This is a genomic window from Idiomarina sp. D18, assembly GCF_057748155.1.
In genome coordinates this window covers 856,756-873,604 of record NZ_CM173240.1, presented here as the reverse complement: position 1 = coordinate 873,604, position 16,849 = coordinate 856,756, and the positions used below count along the sequence as shown (strand labels likewise).

The 16,849-nt window shown below is 46.6% G+C and carries 20 protein-coding genes; 12 read left to right on the top strand and 8 right to left on the bottom strand.

Translation table 11 applies throughout. From position 1 onward, the window contains the following. Positions 1-879 (bottom strand): 4-hydroxy-tetrahydrodipicolinate synthase, encoded by an 879-nt coding sequence (gene dapA / locus AC3AP5_RS04170; RefSeq protein ID WP_006955483.1) that lies wholly within the window; start codon positions 877-879, stop codon positions 1-3. A 158-nt stretch (positions 880-1,037) separates the two neighbouring features. Here dapA and bcp point away from each other — a divergent pair, with 158 nt between their 5' ends. After that, positions 1,038-1,508 carry a thioredoxin-dependent thiol peroxidase gene (gene bcp, locus AC3AP5_RS04165; protein ID WP_006955484.1) on the top strand — a complete coding sequence of 157 codons (471 nt, stop codon included), beginning with the start codon at positions 1,038-1,040 and terminating at the stop codon, positions 1,506-1,508. Positions 1,509-1,539: 31 nt separating this feature from the next. Here the strand turns inward: bcp and AC3AP5_RS04160 are convergent, their stop codons facing one another. Further along, positions 1,540-2,622 carry an AI-2E family transporter gene (locus AC3AP5_RS04160; protein ID WP_006955485.1) on the bottom strand — a complete coding sequence of 361 codons (1,083 nt, stop codon included), beginning with the start codon at positions 2,620-2,622 and terminating at the stop codon, positions 1,540-1,542. 136 nt (positions 2,623-2,758) lie between these two features. Between AC3AP5_RS04160 and bepA the strand changes: the two genes are divergently transcribed. Next, positions 2,759-4,231, top strand: a complete 1,473-nt coding sequence (bepA, locus tag AC3AP5_RS04155) for a beta-barrel assembly-enhancing protease (protein WP_006955486.1) — start codon at positions 2,759-2,761, stop codon at positions 4,229-4,231. On the opposite strand, the gene AC3AP5_RS04150 is transcribed toward bepA, so the two are convergent. Next, positions 4,223-4,690, bottom strand: coding sequence for a TlpA family protein disulfide reductase (locus tag AC3AP5_RS04150; protein ID WP_006955487.1), 468 nt, complete (start codon positions 4,688-4,690; stop codon positions 4,223-4,225). The genes bepA and AC3AP5_RS04150 overlap by 9 nt on opposite strands. Positions 4,691-4,747: 57 nt before the next feature. On the opposite strand from AC3AP5_RS04150, the gene arsC reads away from it, so the two are divergent. Genes arsC through AC3AP5_RS04135 form a run of 3 tightly spaced genes read left to right on the top strand, consistent with a single transcriptional unit; the run spans position 4,748 to position 6,082 of the window. After that, the gene (arsC, locus tag AC3AP5_RS04145; RefSeq protein WP_006955488.1) at positions 4,748-5,098 is read left to right on the top strand and encodes an arsenate reductase (glutaredoxin); all 351 of its coding nucleotides are present in this window, start codon (positions 4,748-4,750) and stop codon (positions 5,096-5,098) included. Continuing rightward, positions 5,095-5,676: an NAD(P)H-dependent oxidoreductase gene (locus AC3AP5_RS04140; protein ID WP_006955489.1), complete on the top strand. Its 582-nt coding sequence runs from the start codon at positions 5,095-5,097 to the stop codon at positions 5,674-5,676. Before arsC ends, AC3AP5_RS04140 begins: the two co-directional genes overlap by 4 nt. Position 5,677: 1 nt before the next feature. Next, the gene (locus AC3AP5_RS04135; RefSeq protein WP_006955490.1) at positions 5,678-6,082 is read left to right on the top strand and encodes a DUF2069 domain-containing protein; all 405 of its coding nucleotides are present in this window, start codon (positions 5,678-5,680) and stop codon (positions 6,080-6,082) included. On the opposite strand, the gene hda is transcribed toward AC3AP5_RS04135, so the two are convergent. Together hda and AC3AP5_RS04125 are read right to left on the bottom strand one after the other, a co-directional pair. Then, positions 6,075-6,803 carry a DnaA regulatory inactivator Hda gene (hda, locus tag AC3AP5_RS04130; protein WP_487327058.1) on the bottom strand — a complete coding sequence of 243 codons (729 nt, stop codon included), beginning with the start codon at positions 6,801-6,803 and terminating at the stop codon, positions 6,075-6,077. The two genes, AC3AP5_RS04135 and hda, sit on opposite strands and share 8 nt — an antisense overlap. Next, positions 6,803-7,915 (bottom strand): DUF2066 domain-containing protein, encoded by a 1,113-nt coding sequence (locus AC3AP5_RS04125; RefSeq protein WP_272978119.1) that lies wholly within the window; start codon positions 7,913-7,915, stop codon positions 6,803-6,805. Before AC3AP5_RS04125 ends, hda begins: the two co-directional genes overlap by 1 nt. A 187-nt stretch (positions 7,916-8,102) precedes the next feature. Here AC3AP5_RS04125 and AC3AP5_RS04120 point away from each other — a divergent pair, with 187 nt between their 5' ends. Further along, on the top strand, positions 8,103-9,392 hold the full coding sequence (locus AC3AP5_RS04120; RefSeq protein ID WP_487327057.1) for an MFS transporter: 1,290 nt from the start codon (positions 8,103-8,105) through the stop codon (positions 9,390-9,392). 21 nt (positions 9,393-9,413) lie between these two features. Here the strand turns inward: AC3AP5_RS04120 and pgm are convergent, their stop codons facing one another. Both pgm and AC3AP5_RS04110 read right to left on the bottom strand, forming a co-directional pair. After that, positions 9,414-11,045, bottom strand: coding sequence for a phosphoglucomutase (alpha-D-glucose-1,6-bisphosphate-dependent) (gene pgm, locus AC3AP5_RS04115; protein ID WP_487327056.1), 1,632 nt, complete (start codon positions 11,043-11,045; stop codon positions 9,414-9,416). Then, entirely contained in the window at positions 11,045-11,533 is a 489-nt protein-coding gene (locus AC3AP5_RS04110) for a replication initiation regulator SeqA (protein ID WP_286681921.1), read from the bottom strand. Before AC3AP5_RS04110 ends, pgm begins: the two co-directional genes overlap by 1 nt. Positions 11,534-11,634: 101 nt before the next feature. On the opposite strand from AC3AP5_RS04110, the gene AC3AP5_RS04105 reads away from it, so the two are divergent. The 6 genes from AC3AP5_RS04105 (at position 11,635) to AC3AP5_RS04080 (ending at position 15,120) form a co-directional block, all read left to right on the top strand. Beyond that, positions 11,635-12,423, top strand: a complete 789-nt coding sequence (locus AC3AP5_RS04105) for an alpha/beta fold hydrolase (RefSeq protein ID WP_272978117.1) — start codon at positions 11,635-11,637, stop codon at positions 12,421-12,423. A gap of 59 nt (positions 12,424-12,482) precedes the next feature. Beyond that, a complete protein-coding gene (locus AC3AP5_RS04100) occupies positions 12,483-12,698 on the top strand; it encodes a DUF2788 domain-containing protein (RefSeq protein ID WP_006955498.1) in 216 nt (71 codons plus the stop codon). A gap of 16 nt (positions 12,699-12,714) precedes the next feature. Then, positions 12,715-13,038: a LexA regulated protein gene (ybfE, locus tag AC3AP5_RS04095; RefSeq protein WP_040487872.1), complete on the top strand. Its 324-nt coding sequence runs from the start codon at positions 12,715-12,717 to the stop codon at positions 13,036-13,038. Between the two features lie 3 nt (positions 13,039-13,041). Further along, positions 13,042-13,569 (top strand): flavodoxin FldA, encoded by a 528-nt coding sequence (gene fldA, locus AC3AP5_RS04090; RefSeq protein WP_006955500.1) that lies wholly within the window; start codon positions 13,042-13,044, stop codon positions 13,567-13,569. 61 nt (positions 13,570-13,630) lie between these two features. Further along, positions 13,631-14,074 carry a ferric iron uptake transcriptional regulator gene (gene fur / locus AC3AP5_RS04085; protein WP_006955501.1) on the top strand — a complete coding sequence of 148 codons (444 nt, stop codon included), beginning with the start codon at positions 13,631-13,633 and terminating at the stop codon, positions 14,072-14,074. Between the two features lie 2 nt (positions 14,075-14,076). Continuing rightward, positions 14,077-15,120: a saccharopine dehydrogenase family protein gene (locus AC3AP5_RS04080; protein WP_487327055.1), complete on the top strand. Its 1,044-nt coding sequence runs from the start codon at positions 14,077-14,079 to the stop codon at positions 15,118-15,120. A gap of 37 nt (positions 15,121-15,157) precedes the next feature. On the opposite strand, the gene glnS is transcribed toward AC3AP5_RS04080, so the two are convergent. Then, a complete protein-coding gene (gene glnS, locus AC3AP5_RS04075; RefSeq protein WP_006955503.1) occupies positions 15,158-16,840 on the bottom strand; it encodes a glutamine--tRNA ligase in 1,683 nt (560 codons plus the stop codon). Between the last annotated feature and the right edge of the window lie 9 nt (positions 16,841-16,849).

The following is a 16,849-nucleotide window of genomic DNA, read 5'->3' as shown; positions in this document are numbered from 1 at the left end:
CTACTTAAGTAAGTGTAATTGGTTGAGGGCGCGCTCGATAACAAGCTGACTGTCTTCGCTTGGCGGCGTCAGAGGTAAACGATAATTGGCGCTACATTTACCCATTAACGCGAGAGCCCACTTAACTGGAATCGGATTTGATTCAACAAACAATGCATTATTGAGTTCACGGAGTTCACTATCGATTTGTTCAGCTTTTTCACGTTCTCCACGAGTCGCAGCATCAACCAGCGCTTTTATTCGGCTTGGCACTACGTTGGCTGTAACACTGATAACACCATGCCCACCGCGCAACATAAATTCACACGCGGTCGGGTCATCGCCACTCAGCAAAATAAATTGGTTGCCACAGCGACGCTTCAGTTCTTCGACACGAGAAACATCGCCCGTCGCTTCTTTAATGCCAATCACATTATCAATTTCAGCGAGTTGTTCAACCACTTCAGGTGGCATGTCTAATGCGGTTCGACCGGGCACATTATATAAAATCTGCGGCTTATCTGAGGCGTCAGCGCAAGCTGAATAATGGGCGATCAGGCCTTCTACTGAAGGCTTGTTATAGTAAGGTGTGACGTTGAGAAAACCATCGACACCAAAGTGACTCATCTTCTCTGTGAGTTGCACGGCCTCGGCGGTGGAGTTTGAGCCGTTACCTCCAATTACTTTGATGCGGCCATTAGCGAGTTCGACCATCGCAGCAACAACATCAATGTGTTCTTCATGGCTGAGTGTGGTTGACTCCCCCGTTGTGCCTACCGCGACAATTGCGTCTGTCCCGGATTCAACATGGAAATTCACGAGTTCTTCAAGTTCGTTATAGTCGATATTCCCATGCTTAGTCAGCGGTGTGACTAAGGCAACAATACTACCTGTTAGCATATAGGCTCCAAATTCCTAATCATGGGGCCTAATGTTACTGGTAGCCCCAAATAAACACAAGACTAGGAACACGTAGCACGTAATTTGTTCCCTTCATTTTAATCCAAACCCAGCTTCGCTATCATATATATACTGGATCTTATCGTTAGGAGTTAGAAATGGAACGTTTACAAGCTGGCGACAAAGCGCCTAACTTTGAACTTTTAGATAAAAACGAAGAAAAAGTATCTTTACAAGCATTACTGAAAGACCATCGTGTGTTGGTGTATTTCTACCCAAAAGCAATGACCCCTGGTTGCACTGTTCAAGCGCAGAACTTGCGTGATGAAAAAGATCGTTTACTAGAACACAATGTCATCTCAGTCGGTATTAGTCCTGATGCGCCTAAGCGATTAAATAAGTTTACTGAACGTGACGAGCTTAACTTCACGCTACTGAGCGATGAAGATCATGCGATTGCAGATAAGTTTGGAGTTTGGGGTCCAAAAAAATTTATGGGCAAAGAGTACGATGGTATTCATCGAATCAGCTTTCTAGTTGAACAGGACGGTACGGTGAGTCACGTATTTGATAAGTTCAAAACAAAAGAGCACCACCAAGTGGTACTCGATCATTTAGAGCAGAACTAAAGTCATTTCGGAATAAGGCGCACTGAGCGCCTTATTCTTCGGCTGGACTACTCTTCTCAATCAGGGCTTCTCGACTTGACCAAGCGGTTATCACCGCTTTGACTAAGCTCGCCAACGGTATCGCGAAAAATACGCCCCAAAAACCCCAAATACCACCAAAGATAAGCACCGCAGCAATAATATAGACCGGATTGAGGCTCACCGCCTCGGAAAACAATAATGGCACGAGCACGTTGCCATCTAACGCTTGGATAATGAGGTAGCCAATCATCACGTAAATGAATGGACCTGTAGCACCGAATTGAAATAATGCCACTAATGCGACGGGTATGGTCACCACGACGGCACCAATGTACGGTATCAATACTGATAACCCGACTAAAATTGACAGCAACGTCGTGTAACGTAAATCAAAAGCAAAGAACACAGCAAAAGAGGTCACGGCAACCACAATGACTTCCAGAGCTTTGCCGCGGATATAGTTCATGATTTGCAGGTTCATTTCCTGACCGACTTGCGTAATTAAACGACGGTTAGTGGGCAATATGCGGCTGAAATGAGCAAGGAGCGTATTCCTGTCTTTGAGCATGAAAAAGACTAATAACGGCACGACAATTAAGTAAACCAGCATCGCCATTACATTGACCAGTGAAGTCAAAGAGCTCGTCAATATTTGCTCGCCGAGCCCTACGACACGACGTTTAACAGTTAGCATCAACTCGGTTATTTGCGATTCATCAATCACCGATGGAAACAATTCGGGTAGTTTGTGCAACCACACTTGCAAGTTCGCCAACATATCAGGTAGCTCACGAATCAGCGTTGTGCTTTGTTGCCAGACCACTGGCACGAGCGTAAACAGGCACAGCGTCGCAATACAAATGGTGAGGCTCATAACAATAATGGTGGCAGCCAAACGCCCCATCCCCGCGTCAATCAATCGATTTACAGGCCAATCAAGTAAATAAGCGAGCGCAATCGCAGCTAGAATGGGTGCTAATATTCCACCGAAAAATACAATCAATAGAACCGACACAATGAGCAATAAAAATAGCGTCACTGCATTGGGGTCTGAAAACTTATTCCGATACCACTGCTGAATATGTTGGAACATTCCGAGCTTCCTGTTCGGTGTGATTAAAGGTTCACGATGCTTGCAATCTTACGGTAACACCATAGAGTAGAAAAGGAACTTATTGTAAATTAATAACTCTACGTAGAATATTGCGTTATAACAGCGGTTAATGTGAATGTTGTATCTCAGAAAAACTCAGCGCTTTATGACAAGTGGGATTGCGCTTGCGCTCATGTTAGCGCTTCCCTCCGCGTTTCAAGCACCCGAGGCCCTTGCTCAGCAACATAGAAACCTGCCCGAAATCGGCACCACCGGAGCGGGCTTTATGAGTATTGAGCGAGAAAAGGTCGTTGGTGACTACTATATGCGCCAACTACGCGCAACGGCACCTGTTATTCAGGATCCTGTATTAAACAGCTATCTTAAAGATGTTGGACAACGTTTAGTACGAAATGCGGACAACGTACGCTACCCTTTCTCATTTTTTTGGTTAAATATTAACGAAATAAATGCGTTCGCCTTTATGGGAGGATATGTCGGTGTCCATACTGGGCTCATTCAGCAAGCTCGCAATGAGTCTGAGTTCGCAGCGGTCCTTGGGCACGAAATAGCACACGTAACTCAGCGCCATATTGTGCGGAGTATGCAAGAGCAACAACAGAACATGCCGCTCACAATAGCCGGCGTGATTGGCTCTATCTTGTTAGGGATTGCCAATCCAGAAGCAGGCGCTGCCGGACTCTACACAACGATTGGCGCAACGGGTCAGGCACAAATCAATTATACACGCCTATTTGAACAAGAAGCCGATCGTATTGGGATAACAACACTCGCCAATGCCGGTTTTGATCCCATGGGGGCGCCTAATTTTTTTGGTCGTCTAGCCGACCAATACCGTTACGTATCAAAACCTCCTGAAATGTTACTGACTCACCCCGTTCCCGAGTCCCGTATCGCGGATACGCGCACCCGTGCTGAGGCATTAGGTCGTCGTGATGTACCACAAAGTCTAAACTTTGAACTTGCTAAAGCGCGAGTTGATGCGCGTTATACACGCAGCACGCCGAATAGTGAGTTCGTTAAAATGACCAAAAGCGATAATATCATCACTCAACAAGCCGGCGGCTATGCATTGGCCATCAGAGCACTCGATGCAAGCAATCCTGATACGGCACAACAATGGTTAACCCCGTTACTTGAGCGCGATCCTAGAAACCGTTTCTATATTGATGTGCAAACCGATATTTACCTTGCGTTGGAACAAAATGATAAGGCACTTGATATGCTGAAGCGCGAGTACACGCGAAGCCCTGACGATCCGGTGATTATACTCAACTACGCGAATGCTGCGATTCGTTCAAATGAGGCTGAGCTGGGCGTGAAATTATTGCGCAATTACCTGTTAGCTGAACCGGGTTCATTAATTGCCCTCGATCTGCTTACCGATGCCTATCAGCGAACTTCTGATAGAGCCGCGATGTACGAGACACGCGCAGAAGCCTTGGCGCTCCGCGGTGGTTTCGATCTTGCTATTGATCAACTACAAACAGCGCAAAATCACACACAGAATAAGCTAACCGAGAAACGACTTAACGCGCGTATTGATCAAATACGCGCCGAAAAAGAACGCCTGAAAGGACTACTCTGAGCGCGCTTTAGCAATCGCTTTTCGCAGACTCGCTCGTGTTTGCTCACCCAACAGTGGACCGGTCACCTTTCCACCTGGACCAACAATGTAAGTGGCCGGTAACATACCCGGCTTATCAAACGGTAATTTCGGTGCTGGCAGGCTCAACGCCAAAGGAAAATCAATATCATGTTTTTCCGCCAGCGCGTTGATTTGCTGATTACTCATCGGATCAAAACTGATGCCAATCAGTGTTAGTTGGCTGTCGTCACTGACTTCGTTGTGATAAAACTCGTTAAGTTCAGGCAACTCACGCAGGCAGGGAGTGCACCACTCGGCGAAGTAATTCACCACCACGGTGTTCGCTTTACCATTTTGCCAGTTTATCTGGCTTTCGTTGTTGAGTTGAATGTCCGGCTCTTGTGAACAACCCACTACACCCAATGCTAACACTGTCGCAACTAGCAATGACAATTTCATATTCGGCCCGTATTCGTTATGATAAGAAACAACGTTTGACTAATAGAGTGAATCAATATGTCTAAAGTTACCATATACCATAATCCGCGTTGTTCAAAGTCACGCCAAACGCTTGAGTTATTGCAACAGCATGGTATCGAGCCAACCATTATCAAATACCTCGAAACCCCACCAAGTCAAGCCGAACTGAGCAGTTTGCTGAATAAACTCGATATCAGCCCTAGACAACTGATGCGCACAAAAGAAGCGGTATATAAGGAACTTAAGTTAGCCGACGAGTCGGATGATGAGGTATTGCTCACTTCGATGGTCAATAACCCCAAGCTTATTGAACGTCCGATTGTCGTTAAGGGTGAGAAGGCCGTATTAGGACGCCCGCCGGAGAATGCGTTGGAGTTGATAAAGTGAGTGGCTGTAACGTCGTCATATTTTATTTTAGCCGAGGCGGTCAGACACGTTTACTTGCAGATGCCATAGCCGAAGGCGTTCAGGCAACCGGAGCTGAAGCGCTTTTACGCACGGTCGAAACCGATAGCGATGCCGCGAGTATGCGTGATTTACTTCTTGATAAAAATGAGCTGATCAACTGTGATGCGTTAATAATGGGAAGTCCAACTCGTTTTGGTCACATGAGCGCACACCTGCAAAAATTTTGGGAGACGACCAGCCGCGAATGGCTAAATGGTGATCTAATTGATAAACCTGCAGCCGTTTTTACGACAACCAGTTCATTACACGGTGGTCAAGAGAGTACCCTACTTAATATGGCATTGCCTCTGCTTCATCACGGCATGCTACTAACGGGCATTCCTTATGAGCAACCGAGTTTACATCACGATAATGCAGGTGGTTCGCCTTACGGTGCTGGTGCGTTAAATGCATCATCCAATTTGACATTATCGGCCAATGAGCGAGCCAGTGCCGTTGCTTTGGGTCAACGAGTTGCAACAATTGCACAACAGCTAAAATCAACCAAGGATGCATAACATGGCCGTTCAAATGGCACCAAAAACACGCTTTTTTCGCATCGCCACACAGACCGGTTACTGGCTGCTGTTGGCACTTCTGATTCTGTGGCATGGTCTCATTCCAGAAAGTGACACGAGTGCCCTACCCACTTACCTATCGTTAATTTTTTGGGTTTTACCGATGTTATTTCCACTCGTTGGATTAGTTAAAGGAAAGCCCTACACACACGCTTGGTTTAATTTTATTTTGATGTTCTACTTTTTGCACGGACTCACAACCGTATACACACATCCTGATGAACGTGTATGGTCAGTTTTAGAAATACTTTTCACGACAGTTGCTTTTGTCGGTGCAACAGGGTTTGCACGGCACCGCGGACGTGAATTAGGGCTGGGCCTTAAAAAGCAAAAAGAGGCTAAATAGCCAATACTTGTTTCACAAATGGAATCGTGAGTTTTCGTTGGTGCGCGATAGAGGCTTTATCGAGTTGATCTAAGTGCGCCAACAACCCTCCCATATCGCGTCCCAACCGATGCAACATGAAGACAGCCACATCGTGCGGCAACTGCAAACCTCGCCATTGTGCACGAAGCGTCAATGCGCTTGCCTTGCCATCATCATTGAGTGGGCTGAGTTGAAACGCCGTTGCCCATTGTAAACGAGAACGCAAGTCAGCGAGTTCAACTGATAACTGACTCGCACTCGCATGAGCGGTCATCATCAAGCGACAGTGCTCAGCATCTGTAATCGTGTTAATTAATTTGAATAACTCATAGCACCAAGTGGGGTCCTTAAGTACCGTATCAATATCATCTAGACAGATAATATTGAATGCATCCAAGCCTGCTAGCACTTGCTCGGCGTTGCTTTCTTTCAAATCCGCCAACGGCAAATACATGACTTGGGTATGTTGTCCAGCTAATGAGACAATCGAATGTAACAGGTGACTTTTCCCTGAGCCCGAAGGACCTGATAAAAGTGTCAAGCGTTCGCCCTGCGTTTCACTCAGAGGTTTTGTCGCGATTTGCTTGAGCCAACGCACCACATTATCATTCTGTTGCTCTAAGTAGGTGGTAAAATTTTCATCATCAGGCAACTGCACTGCAAGTGTTAGTTGCTGAGGTTGTTGCTTACCGGCTGTCATTATTCTGTTGCCACCCACCGATAAGTCGTTTCCTCCTCAGCGCTTTGCTCGCGCAAAGCAAAGGGATCGCGACGCTTTTGTTGTAAACGCCCATCTAACTCAATAGCTTGTAACAGATGATCGGGCGTATCCGTTAAGGTCACCTCAAAGCGGCTGAATGTTGGGCTGTAATCAGTTAGCTTGACTTGCTGTACAGAGGTCACACTCGCAATGAACCTTTGAATATCTAGAATACTTTGCCAACCCTGCAAACCTTCCACACGAATAGGAAACTGAATCAACTGACTCTCACCTGACGCAATCAAAGCAAATTCATTAGCAAGCGATTCATGCAATTGATTCATGAACGGACCTGCAAGAAAGTCGCGTGAATTTGCAAACACTTCGCCCGACTTTCTAATATCGCCCACACGGACCACCCAGTCTAACCGCCAACGGCCTTTTTCGGCTTCGCCCTCGGCTTTAGGTTCATCATCCGTCACGCCGCGTTCTGCTACCTTCGCGACCAAATAGCCATCTGCTCGATATCGCTGTGAAGCGTCGCCGATAGGGGTCAAAAAACGTCCCCAAATGTCAGAAATAGACACTGACGTTGCATCCGTCAAATCCATTAAAGGAAACTGTAAGGGTAAACCGCGTTGCTTAGCGAGGTGGCGGATCTGTTGAATAAAGATAGACTCGTCGTTTGCTGCTAAAATATGCCGTTTGCCACGCTCGTCGCTACTGGCTACCCACATCAACAATTCCGGACGTCTACTCCCCCAGTAGGGCAGTTGATTAACCTTAAATAACTCAGACAGCTTACGTCCATCGAAGTTGGCGGTGAGATATAACGTATTCCCGTTACGCCGATAACCATACTGTAATAGGTAGTCGTCCAACTGACTCTTAGCATTCTTTATCGCACGATGCTCGAGTGTCTTCTCGCTTCCCGATATTTTTAATATCACCTGTTCAAACGCTGTGCGCAACGCTTCATCACGTTGGCTCGCTGCCTGCGAGGACACTTCTATTTCCGCTGAGAAAAGATCATCAATAAGTCGACCCTGTGCCGACAAGCACAGTAATAAACTTACCATACAGATGAAGTATTGAACTGTTGCGCGCATCATAGGCCAGCCTTCAAAAAATCGTTCATGAAATGCATGTTAAACACCCAAACGCAACACGGCAAGTGACAACTTGTGGATAACCTTGTGGGAATGCCCTCGACAACGTAAATTCAAGTAATTTATTGATAGCCTAGTCAAAAACCGGTCATCTCGCTAAAATGAAACAAATTTTGTGACTAGGAACATTATGCTTAAAAAACAATTACGTGGCATTAGCTCGTTATTATCGAGTATCAGCTTGATTGGGGTCTGTGTCGGTATGACCAGTACGCTCCTCAGTTTGCGCGCCACGATTGAAGGTTTTGGCACCTTAGTCACTGGTTTTATCATGTCGGCCTACTTTATTGGCTATTTATTTGGCTCGACTCGCGCCCCCAAAGATATTCGTCGAGTCGGTTATATACGTTCGTTTGGCGGACTGGCTGCCCTCGCCGCGGCCAGCGTGTTAGTTCAAGCTATCTGGATTGACCCTGTCGTCTGGTTTGTCATGCGGTTTGTGACTGGCTTTGCGATATCAGGCATCTTCGTCATTGTTGAAAGTTGGCTAAATACCATGGCTGATAACAAGAGCCGTGGCACCTTGTTATCCATTTACCTCGTTATCATTTACAGTGGTCTGATTGCCGGTCAGTTAATACTCGGTGTCGCAGATCCCGGCGGCTTTATCGCCTTTGCCATTGTGGTACTGCTTATCAATTTAGCGCTAATCCCCATCTTAGTAAGCGTTACCGTTGAGCCAACCACGCACGAAAATCGCAAGGTACCCGTTAAAATGTTATTGAATACAGTACCATTGGGGGTTATCAACGCATTTGTAATGCAAGCATGTTACGCCATGTTTTACGGTATCGGTCCGATGTATGCTTCGTATATTGGTCTTTCCGTACTACAGATCACGTTCTTTATGTCAGCGTTTATAGTGGGAGGACTTCTCTCGCAAACACCGTTTGGCTTGCTATCAGATCGCATTGATCGTCGTATTGTTATCGCCATTTGTGCCGCAGGCGGAACCGCAGCCGCTATTGTACTTGCACAGCTTGGTGCCGGAAATGCCTTACTCATTTATCTAGTCGTAGCGGTGCTTGGCGCCTTTATTCTACCGCTCTACTCGCTCGGTATGGCACACACCAACGATTACCTCGAGAAAGACCAGATGGTTGGTGCCACGGGCGCTATCATCAAAATCGGTGGTGCAGGTAGTATCATTGGTGCGCCGGCGGTCGCTGCGTTAATGCAGTTCGGTGCTATTAACTACTTCTTTCTACTGCTTGGTGGTCTCACCGCTTTTGTGGGTTGTTACGCACTGTACCGCATCACGCGTCGTGCTAAAGCTGAGGAACAATTACACAGCAACTTTGCTATTCTAGCACCGTCACAAACCTCCGATGAGCTATTAACTTCCATGGCGGAAGAGGCGCCAGATGAAGAGGACGATACCGAAGAAGAAGTGGATGGTACGGCGGTACTGAAGCGCTAACGCGCTTCAGTACACTAACAATTACTGAATAAGCTCAGCGACCCAGTCGCGCGCTTCAGCAATGATTTGCTCGAGGTGTGCGGCTGATTTAAAGCTTTCCGCATAGATTTTATAAACCGGCTCAGTGCCTGAGGGTCGTGCGGCAAACCAGCCATCTTCTAACACGACCTTGACACCACCAAACTGAGCGTCATTACCCGGCGCTTTTGTAAAAATATCGACAACGTTACTTTCAGCTAACGTGGTTAATTTCAATTTGTAGGCTCGAATATCCTTGAAGCGCGCGTTCTGTTCCAACGACGATGCAGTATCAACCCGCTGATAAAAGGCTTCGCCGTGCTGCGCACATAATTTTTTGTAATAAGCGCTCGGGGATTCACCGGTGGCAGCTTGCAGTTCTGCGGCCAACAATACCATCACGATACCGTCTTTATCGGTGGTCCAAACATCACCTTGGCGATCAAGCAAAGTGGCTCCTGCACTTTCCTCGCCTGCGAAACCAATATCACCATCACGCAGCTGCTGAGCGAACCACTTGAAGCCAACAGGCACTTCATAAACCTTACGCTGATTATCTTCTACAACGCGATCTATCATTTGGCTAGAAACGAGTGTTTTACCGATTGCAACATCGGCTGCCCATTCCCGCGACTTACACAAATAATCAATAGCCACAGCAAGGTAATGATTAGGATTCATTAGGCCATCCGGCGTAACGATACCGTGGCGATCATAATCGGGGTCATTTCCCCCGGCTAAATCGTATCGATCTTTATAAGCCAACAGACCTGTCATCGCATAAGGTGATGAGCAATCCATGCGTATCTTGCCGTCTTTATCGAGGGTCATAAACTGAAAGCCTGGGTCGACGTGATCGTTGAAAATATCGATATTGAGCCCATAAGTCTCAGCGATTTGGTGCCAATAGTCAGCACCTGCGCCACCCATTGCATCGACCGCAAGACGCAGGTTTGCGCCTTTGATAAGGTCCATATTGATACAGCGGGGCAGATCGTCAATATAGTGCTTACGCCAATCAACAAAGACTAACTTTGGATGTGATAACACATCTTCCCGTTCACAGGTATTAACGCCTTGAAGCCCAGACGACAGTAGTGCATTCGCATATTTTTCAATCACCCGCGTGGCATCAGCATCGGCAGGTCCCCCATGCGGCGGATTATATTTAAAGCCACCATCCTGTGGTGGATTATGTGAAGGCGTGATGACCACCCCGTCACATTGCTTTTGATGGTTTGCGTTGTACATCAAAATAGCGTGACTCAATGCAGGCGTGGGCGTATAACCATGCTCTGTTTGTACATGTACTTCTAACCCATTACCTAAAAACACATCGAGTGCCGAAATGTAAGCCGACTCTGAAAGTGCATGGGTGTCCTTGCCGAGTAGAATCGGACCCTCAATGCCCTGCTCTTCACGATAGGCACAAATTGCTTGTGCAATTGCTAGAATATGTGCTTCATTGAAACTTCGCGCCAGCGCAGAACCGCGATGACCCGATGTTCCAAAACTCACTTTTTGATGAGCTTTACGTGGGTCCGGCTCATACACATAATATGCACTGACCAACTGCGCGATGTTTACGCTATCCGCTGCGGTTGCGGGCTGCCCCGCTCGTTCATGCACCGTCATTATAAAAAGTCCCTAATTTGCTCGACTTCAGGTTTGCTGTATCCAAGCTTTTGCGCAACCTGAGTCAACATCGATTTTTTCTTCGTCGTATTATTGTTCGTCACCACCCAAAAAGGTGATGAGGGAATCGCCTTAGGATTCGTACTATTACCACTGGTCAGCAACGCCTCTTCCGAACGGGCAAAATATTGGCGGTCACGGCCGCGAATAGTCAATACGGTTTCAAACTGTTCGGGATGAGTCTTATACAGCATGCTCAAAATGTAGAGAAATCGTGCCACTACGCTTTTCTGTACATTAACATCTTGCTGATTTAGACGGTTAAACACAGAGTCAGTAGCACGCTCTTCGACCTGCACCGGTTCAACCTGAGCAATGCTGTCGAAGCCCAATAGACGGCGCAAAATATCTGATGCGCTCTCACCGATTTGTTGCGTGTGGCTCGCGATATACGCGTATAAATCGTCTTCAACTTCGATGCGTTTCATCGGTTTTTAATTCCTCATTGTTATCGATTCGCAGGGTTGACTTGCAACCAACCACTAAAGCTCGGAAAATATTAGCAAAGTTTAACACTAAAGGCACAACGATGGCAGAGTCAGAATTACTGCATTACGAAACCATGGGTGACAAGCAGAATCCCGCCGTTATTATCATTCACGGTTTGTTCGGAGATGGAGATAACCTAAAGAGCCTTGCTCGCGATTTGGAGCGCGACTACTTCTGTGTTCTACCCGACGCTCGCAATCACGGTGATTCCCCTCACCATGACAGTATGACCTATACGGAAATGGCGGACGATATTGTGGCACTTGCAGATGCATTAGCCTTAAAAAAGTTTTCGTTAGTTGGTCACTCCATGGGCGGTAAGATTGCCATGGAAGTGGCTATGCGCTACGAAGAGCGTGTCCAAGCAGCGGTGTTCGCAGATATTGCTCCAGTCGCCTATCCTGCTCATCACAACACAATATTAGATGCCTTAGCGGGTTTAGATTTACACCAAATAACGAGCCGCACGGATGCTGATAAACAACTGAGTTCGGTGATCAAAGAAAAAGGTGTGCGCCAATTTTTACTGAAAAACCTCCGCAAGGATGGCGACCATTTCGCGTGGCGACTCAATTTAACCGCGATTACCGAGCGATACGACGATATCGCCGGCAGTGTCAGCGATGGCGATTATTCCGGCCCTTGTTTGTTTATAAAAGGCGGGAATTCAGACTATCTAACCGAACAACATAAATCGCAAGTCACCGAGCGTTTTAGTAATTCGCAGGTTAAAGTTGTTGAAAACACGGGCCATTGGTTACATGCCGAAAAACCGCGCATTTTCAATCGTCTTGTAAAGGATTTTCTAGCGAGCCACGGTCGTCTTTAACAGTCTACTGTGCTATTATAAGAGGCGTTTCTGTCGGCCTATAGGGTGGTATCTTAAGGATGTTGGCTGAATATTATGAGCAAATAGAAGTACTCGTTACTAATATTACGCTAGGTATACTTTTCTTACTAATAGGCTTAGCTATTCGAGATGTGCTTAATCGCTCATCGGTCCCCAAATTCGGACGCATTATCGTATGGATGGTGTTGTTTCTTGGCTGCTTTGGTTTTATTGCTAAAGGCATTATCCAAGTGATTTGGGAGGTCGGTGTCTAAAATCGACCGAAAACACATGGCAAAAGAAAACACGGATAAAGTAACGATCGATTTGTTCCTTGATCAACCGCGTAAAGGTCGACCTCGAACAAATCCATTACCACGTAATGAGCAGTTAAAAATTAATAAGCGTCGGCAACTGCAACGAGACCGACGTCAAGGTAGAAAGCGAATAGAATTGAAAGTCGACCAGTCAGTGCATGAGCATTTGAACGAAGTCGCATCATCCTCGGGCTGCACCCGCAGCGATTTAGTCGAAGCGATGATTAAAATCTCGCTGGCAAACCAAGAACAAGTGCTGCCAGCTGTCGTTAATTTAGTAAAATCAGGTGAAAGTTGATTTATGGCAACTGTTGGAATTTTCTTTGGAAGTGATACGGGTAATACCGAAGCGGTCGCCCACATGATTGAAAAAGAACTCGGCAAAAAGCTTGTTGAGGTCAAAGATATTGCAAAATCGAGTAAGGAAGATATTGCGAGCTACGATCTTCTTTTATTTGGTATTCCCACTTGGTATTACGGGGAAGCGCAGTGTGACTGGGATGACTTCTTCCCTGAGTTAGAAGAAATTGATTTTACTGACAAACTCGTCGCCATCTTCGGCTGCGGAGACCAAGAGGACTACGCCGAGTACTTCTTAGACGCAATGGGTATGGTGCGCGATATCGTTGAAGCAAGAGGAGCAATCATTGTTGGTCATTGGCCAACCGAGAGCTATCACTTTGAGGCTTCAAAAGGGTTGGTCGATGAAAATCATTTTGTGGGTTTAGGTATCGATGAAGATCGTCAGCCAGAACTGACAAAAGACCGTGTTACCCAATGGTGTAAACAGGTTTATGAAGAGATGTGTCTCGCAGAGCTAGCCAACTAGGATGGTTTTGCGCTATTTTGAGCAAAGCTATTGAACAACTAAACAAAAAGCGAAGAGCACCATGGCGACAAATGATGAACAATTGAAAAAAGCTGGTCTTAAAGTAACGTCCCCACGCGTAAAAATTTTGGAGATCCTTAAGCAACCAGATAATCAGCATATCAGTGCCGAAGACGTCTACAAGATTTTGCTTGAGCAAAAGGATGAAATTGGCCTCGCCACGGTTTACCGCGTGTTAAACCAGTTCGATGATGCAGGTATTATTACCCGTCACCATTTTGAAGGCGGTCGTTCGGTCTTTGAACTCAGTGCGAAAGAACACCACGATCATTTGGTGTGCTTAACCTGCGGTCACGTGTTTGAGTTCGAAGATGATGTTATCGAAGAACGTCAGGTACGTATTGCCGAGCAAAATAAAATCAAACTAACTAATCATAGCTTATATCTGTATGGCGAGTGTCAACGAGGTGAAGGTTGCGAATATAAAGCAGCTGAGGAAGCCTAACGATGGCACTGCGTTGGCTTATCTATGGTGCAAATGGATACTCAGGTAAACTCATTGCTCATAAAGCCGTCGCACGAGGTTATCACCCTGTACTTGCAGGACGTAACGCAACCGAAATCGAACACTTCGCTGGGGCGCTTCAGCTCCAGCACCGTGTTTTCAGCCTCTCAGATCCGTCAGAGGTCAAACAGCAACTGATTGACATCGATCTGGTTATCAATTGTGCAAGCCCTTTCAGCAAAACGGCCACCCCGCTCATTCAAGCCTGTATTAGCACCGCTACGCATTATCTTGATATTACTGGCGAGATTGACGTGTTTGAATATGCACACTCGCAGTCTGAGGCTGCTAAAAAAGCAGGTATCGTGCTCTGCCCAGGTGTGGGCTTCGATGTCATTCCTACGGATTGCTTGGCTGCACGTCTGTATGCACAAATGCCTGACGCAACACATCTCGCGTTGGGATTTGATTCGGCCTCAAGAATGAGCCGCGGCACAGCTAAAACAAGTATTGAGCGTTTAGGACATGGAGGCGCAGCACGCATCGACGGTATTGTCAGCTCAGTGCCATTGGCATGGAAAGAGCGCCGCATTGACTTTGGTAACGGTGTTAAGTCGGCGATGACCATTCCATGGGGCGATGTGGCGACCGCATTTTACACCACATCGATACCCAACATTGAAGTTTATATTCCAGCCCCACCTAAGTTAATTAAACGACTTCGTAGAGTGAACTGGTTACGATGGTTGTTTAAGTCACGCTGGGTACAGAACCAACTGAAAGCAAAAGTCGATCAGCGCAGTAGCGCGGGTCCAGATGAAGACGCACGTAAAGCCAACCCGACCTATATTTGGGGAGAGGTCAAAAATAAACGTGGAGACACGAAATCTATGCGCTTCAAAATAAAAAATGGCTATACCGTCACAGCAGAAGGAGCCGTTGAAGTCGCACTTTATATTTTACAACACGACGCTTTGCCAGGTGGCTATTACACGCCATCTCGCCTATGTGGCGCCAAACTACTTGATCAGTTCATTGAACATTAAAAAACCGGCTGATGAGCCGGTTTTTTTTGATAAGCACTTATGCAGCATCGCCCTGCTGTTCGATTTTAGCCCAGCTATCACGTAGACCCACGGTTTGGTTAAAGATAAGGCGCTGTTCTTTCTCAGCGTCACTATCCAACACATAATAACCTAAACGTTCAAACTGGTACGGTTGCTCAACTTTCGCCTCGGCTAAGTTGGCTTCAACAAAGCCGTGCTTAACCACGAGTGAGTCAGGGTTTAGCGCAGCGAATAAGTCATCTTCCGCAGCAGGATTCGGCACACGGAACAGACGGTCATAGATACGAAACTCAGCTTCTTTCGCTGTATCTGCCGAAACCCAATGGATAACGCCTTTCACTTTACGACCATCGGCTGGATCTTTGCCCAAAGTATCAGGGTCATAGGTACAGTATACGGTCGTTACTTGCCCGTCACTATCAACATCACAGCGTTCAGCCTTAACCACATAACCATTTCTGAGACGCACTTCTTTGTCTAACACCAGTCGCTTAAACTTCTTGTTAGCCGATTCACGGAAGTCTTCACGTTCAATGTAGACTTCACGTGAGAAAGTCACTTGGCGGCACCCCATATCCGGGTTATTCGGATGATTAGGCGCATCAAGTAGCTCCTGCTGACCCTCTGGATAGTTTTCGATAACCAGTTTAATGGGATCCATTACCGCCATCGCACGCGGCGCATTCTCGTTTAAGTCATCACGGATACAGGCTTCAAGCATACCCATTTCAACTTGGTTATCCATTTTGGTGACACCAATACGACGACAGAACTCACGGATAGACGATGGCGTGTAGCCACGACGACGCAAACCCGCAATACTCGATACACGAGGGTCATCCCAACCCGACACTTTGCCTTCCTCAACCAAGTTATTGATGATGCGTTTACTCATCACGGTATATTGCAAGTTCAAGCGCGAGAATTCGATTTGCTGAGGATGACAGTCGATACTGATATTATCCAAAACCCAGTCGTACAAACGGCGATTATCTTGAAACTCCAAAGTACACAATGAATGCGTAATGCCCTCTAACGCATCAGAAATACAATGTGTGAAGTCATACATTGGATACACACACCACTTGTCACCGGTTTGGTGGTGATGCACGTGTCGCACGCGATAGATAACTGGATCACGCATGCACATGAACGGTGATGCCATATCAATTTTAGCTCTCAAGCAACACTCGCCATCTTTATATTCGCCCGCAGTCATGCGCTTGAACAGATCAAGGTTTTCCTCGACCGACGTGTCCCGGTAAGGGCTGTTGGTGCCCGGCTCTTTCAACGTGCCGCGCATTTCACGCATGGTCTCTTGGTCAGAGAAATCCACGTACGCAAGTCCCTTTTCAATGAGCTCCATCGCAAACCCGTGTAACTCATCAAAGTACCCCGATGAATAACGAGGCTTACCTTCCCACTGATAACCTAACCAAGCAACATCGCGTTTGATCGACTCGACGTAATCAACTTTTTCTTTTAATGGGTTGGTATCATCAAATCGCAGGTTACAGGTACCCTGGTAATCTTCGGCAATACCAAAGTTCAACACGATTGATTTAGCATGACCAATGTGCAAAAAACCATTCGGTTCCGGTGGGAACCGAGTATGTACTGACGTATGCTTTCCTTCTGCCAAATCTTTATCAATAATTTGGCGAATAAAATTACTTGGACGATGCTCAGTTTCTGACATGCGTGTATG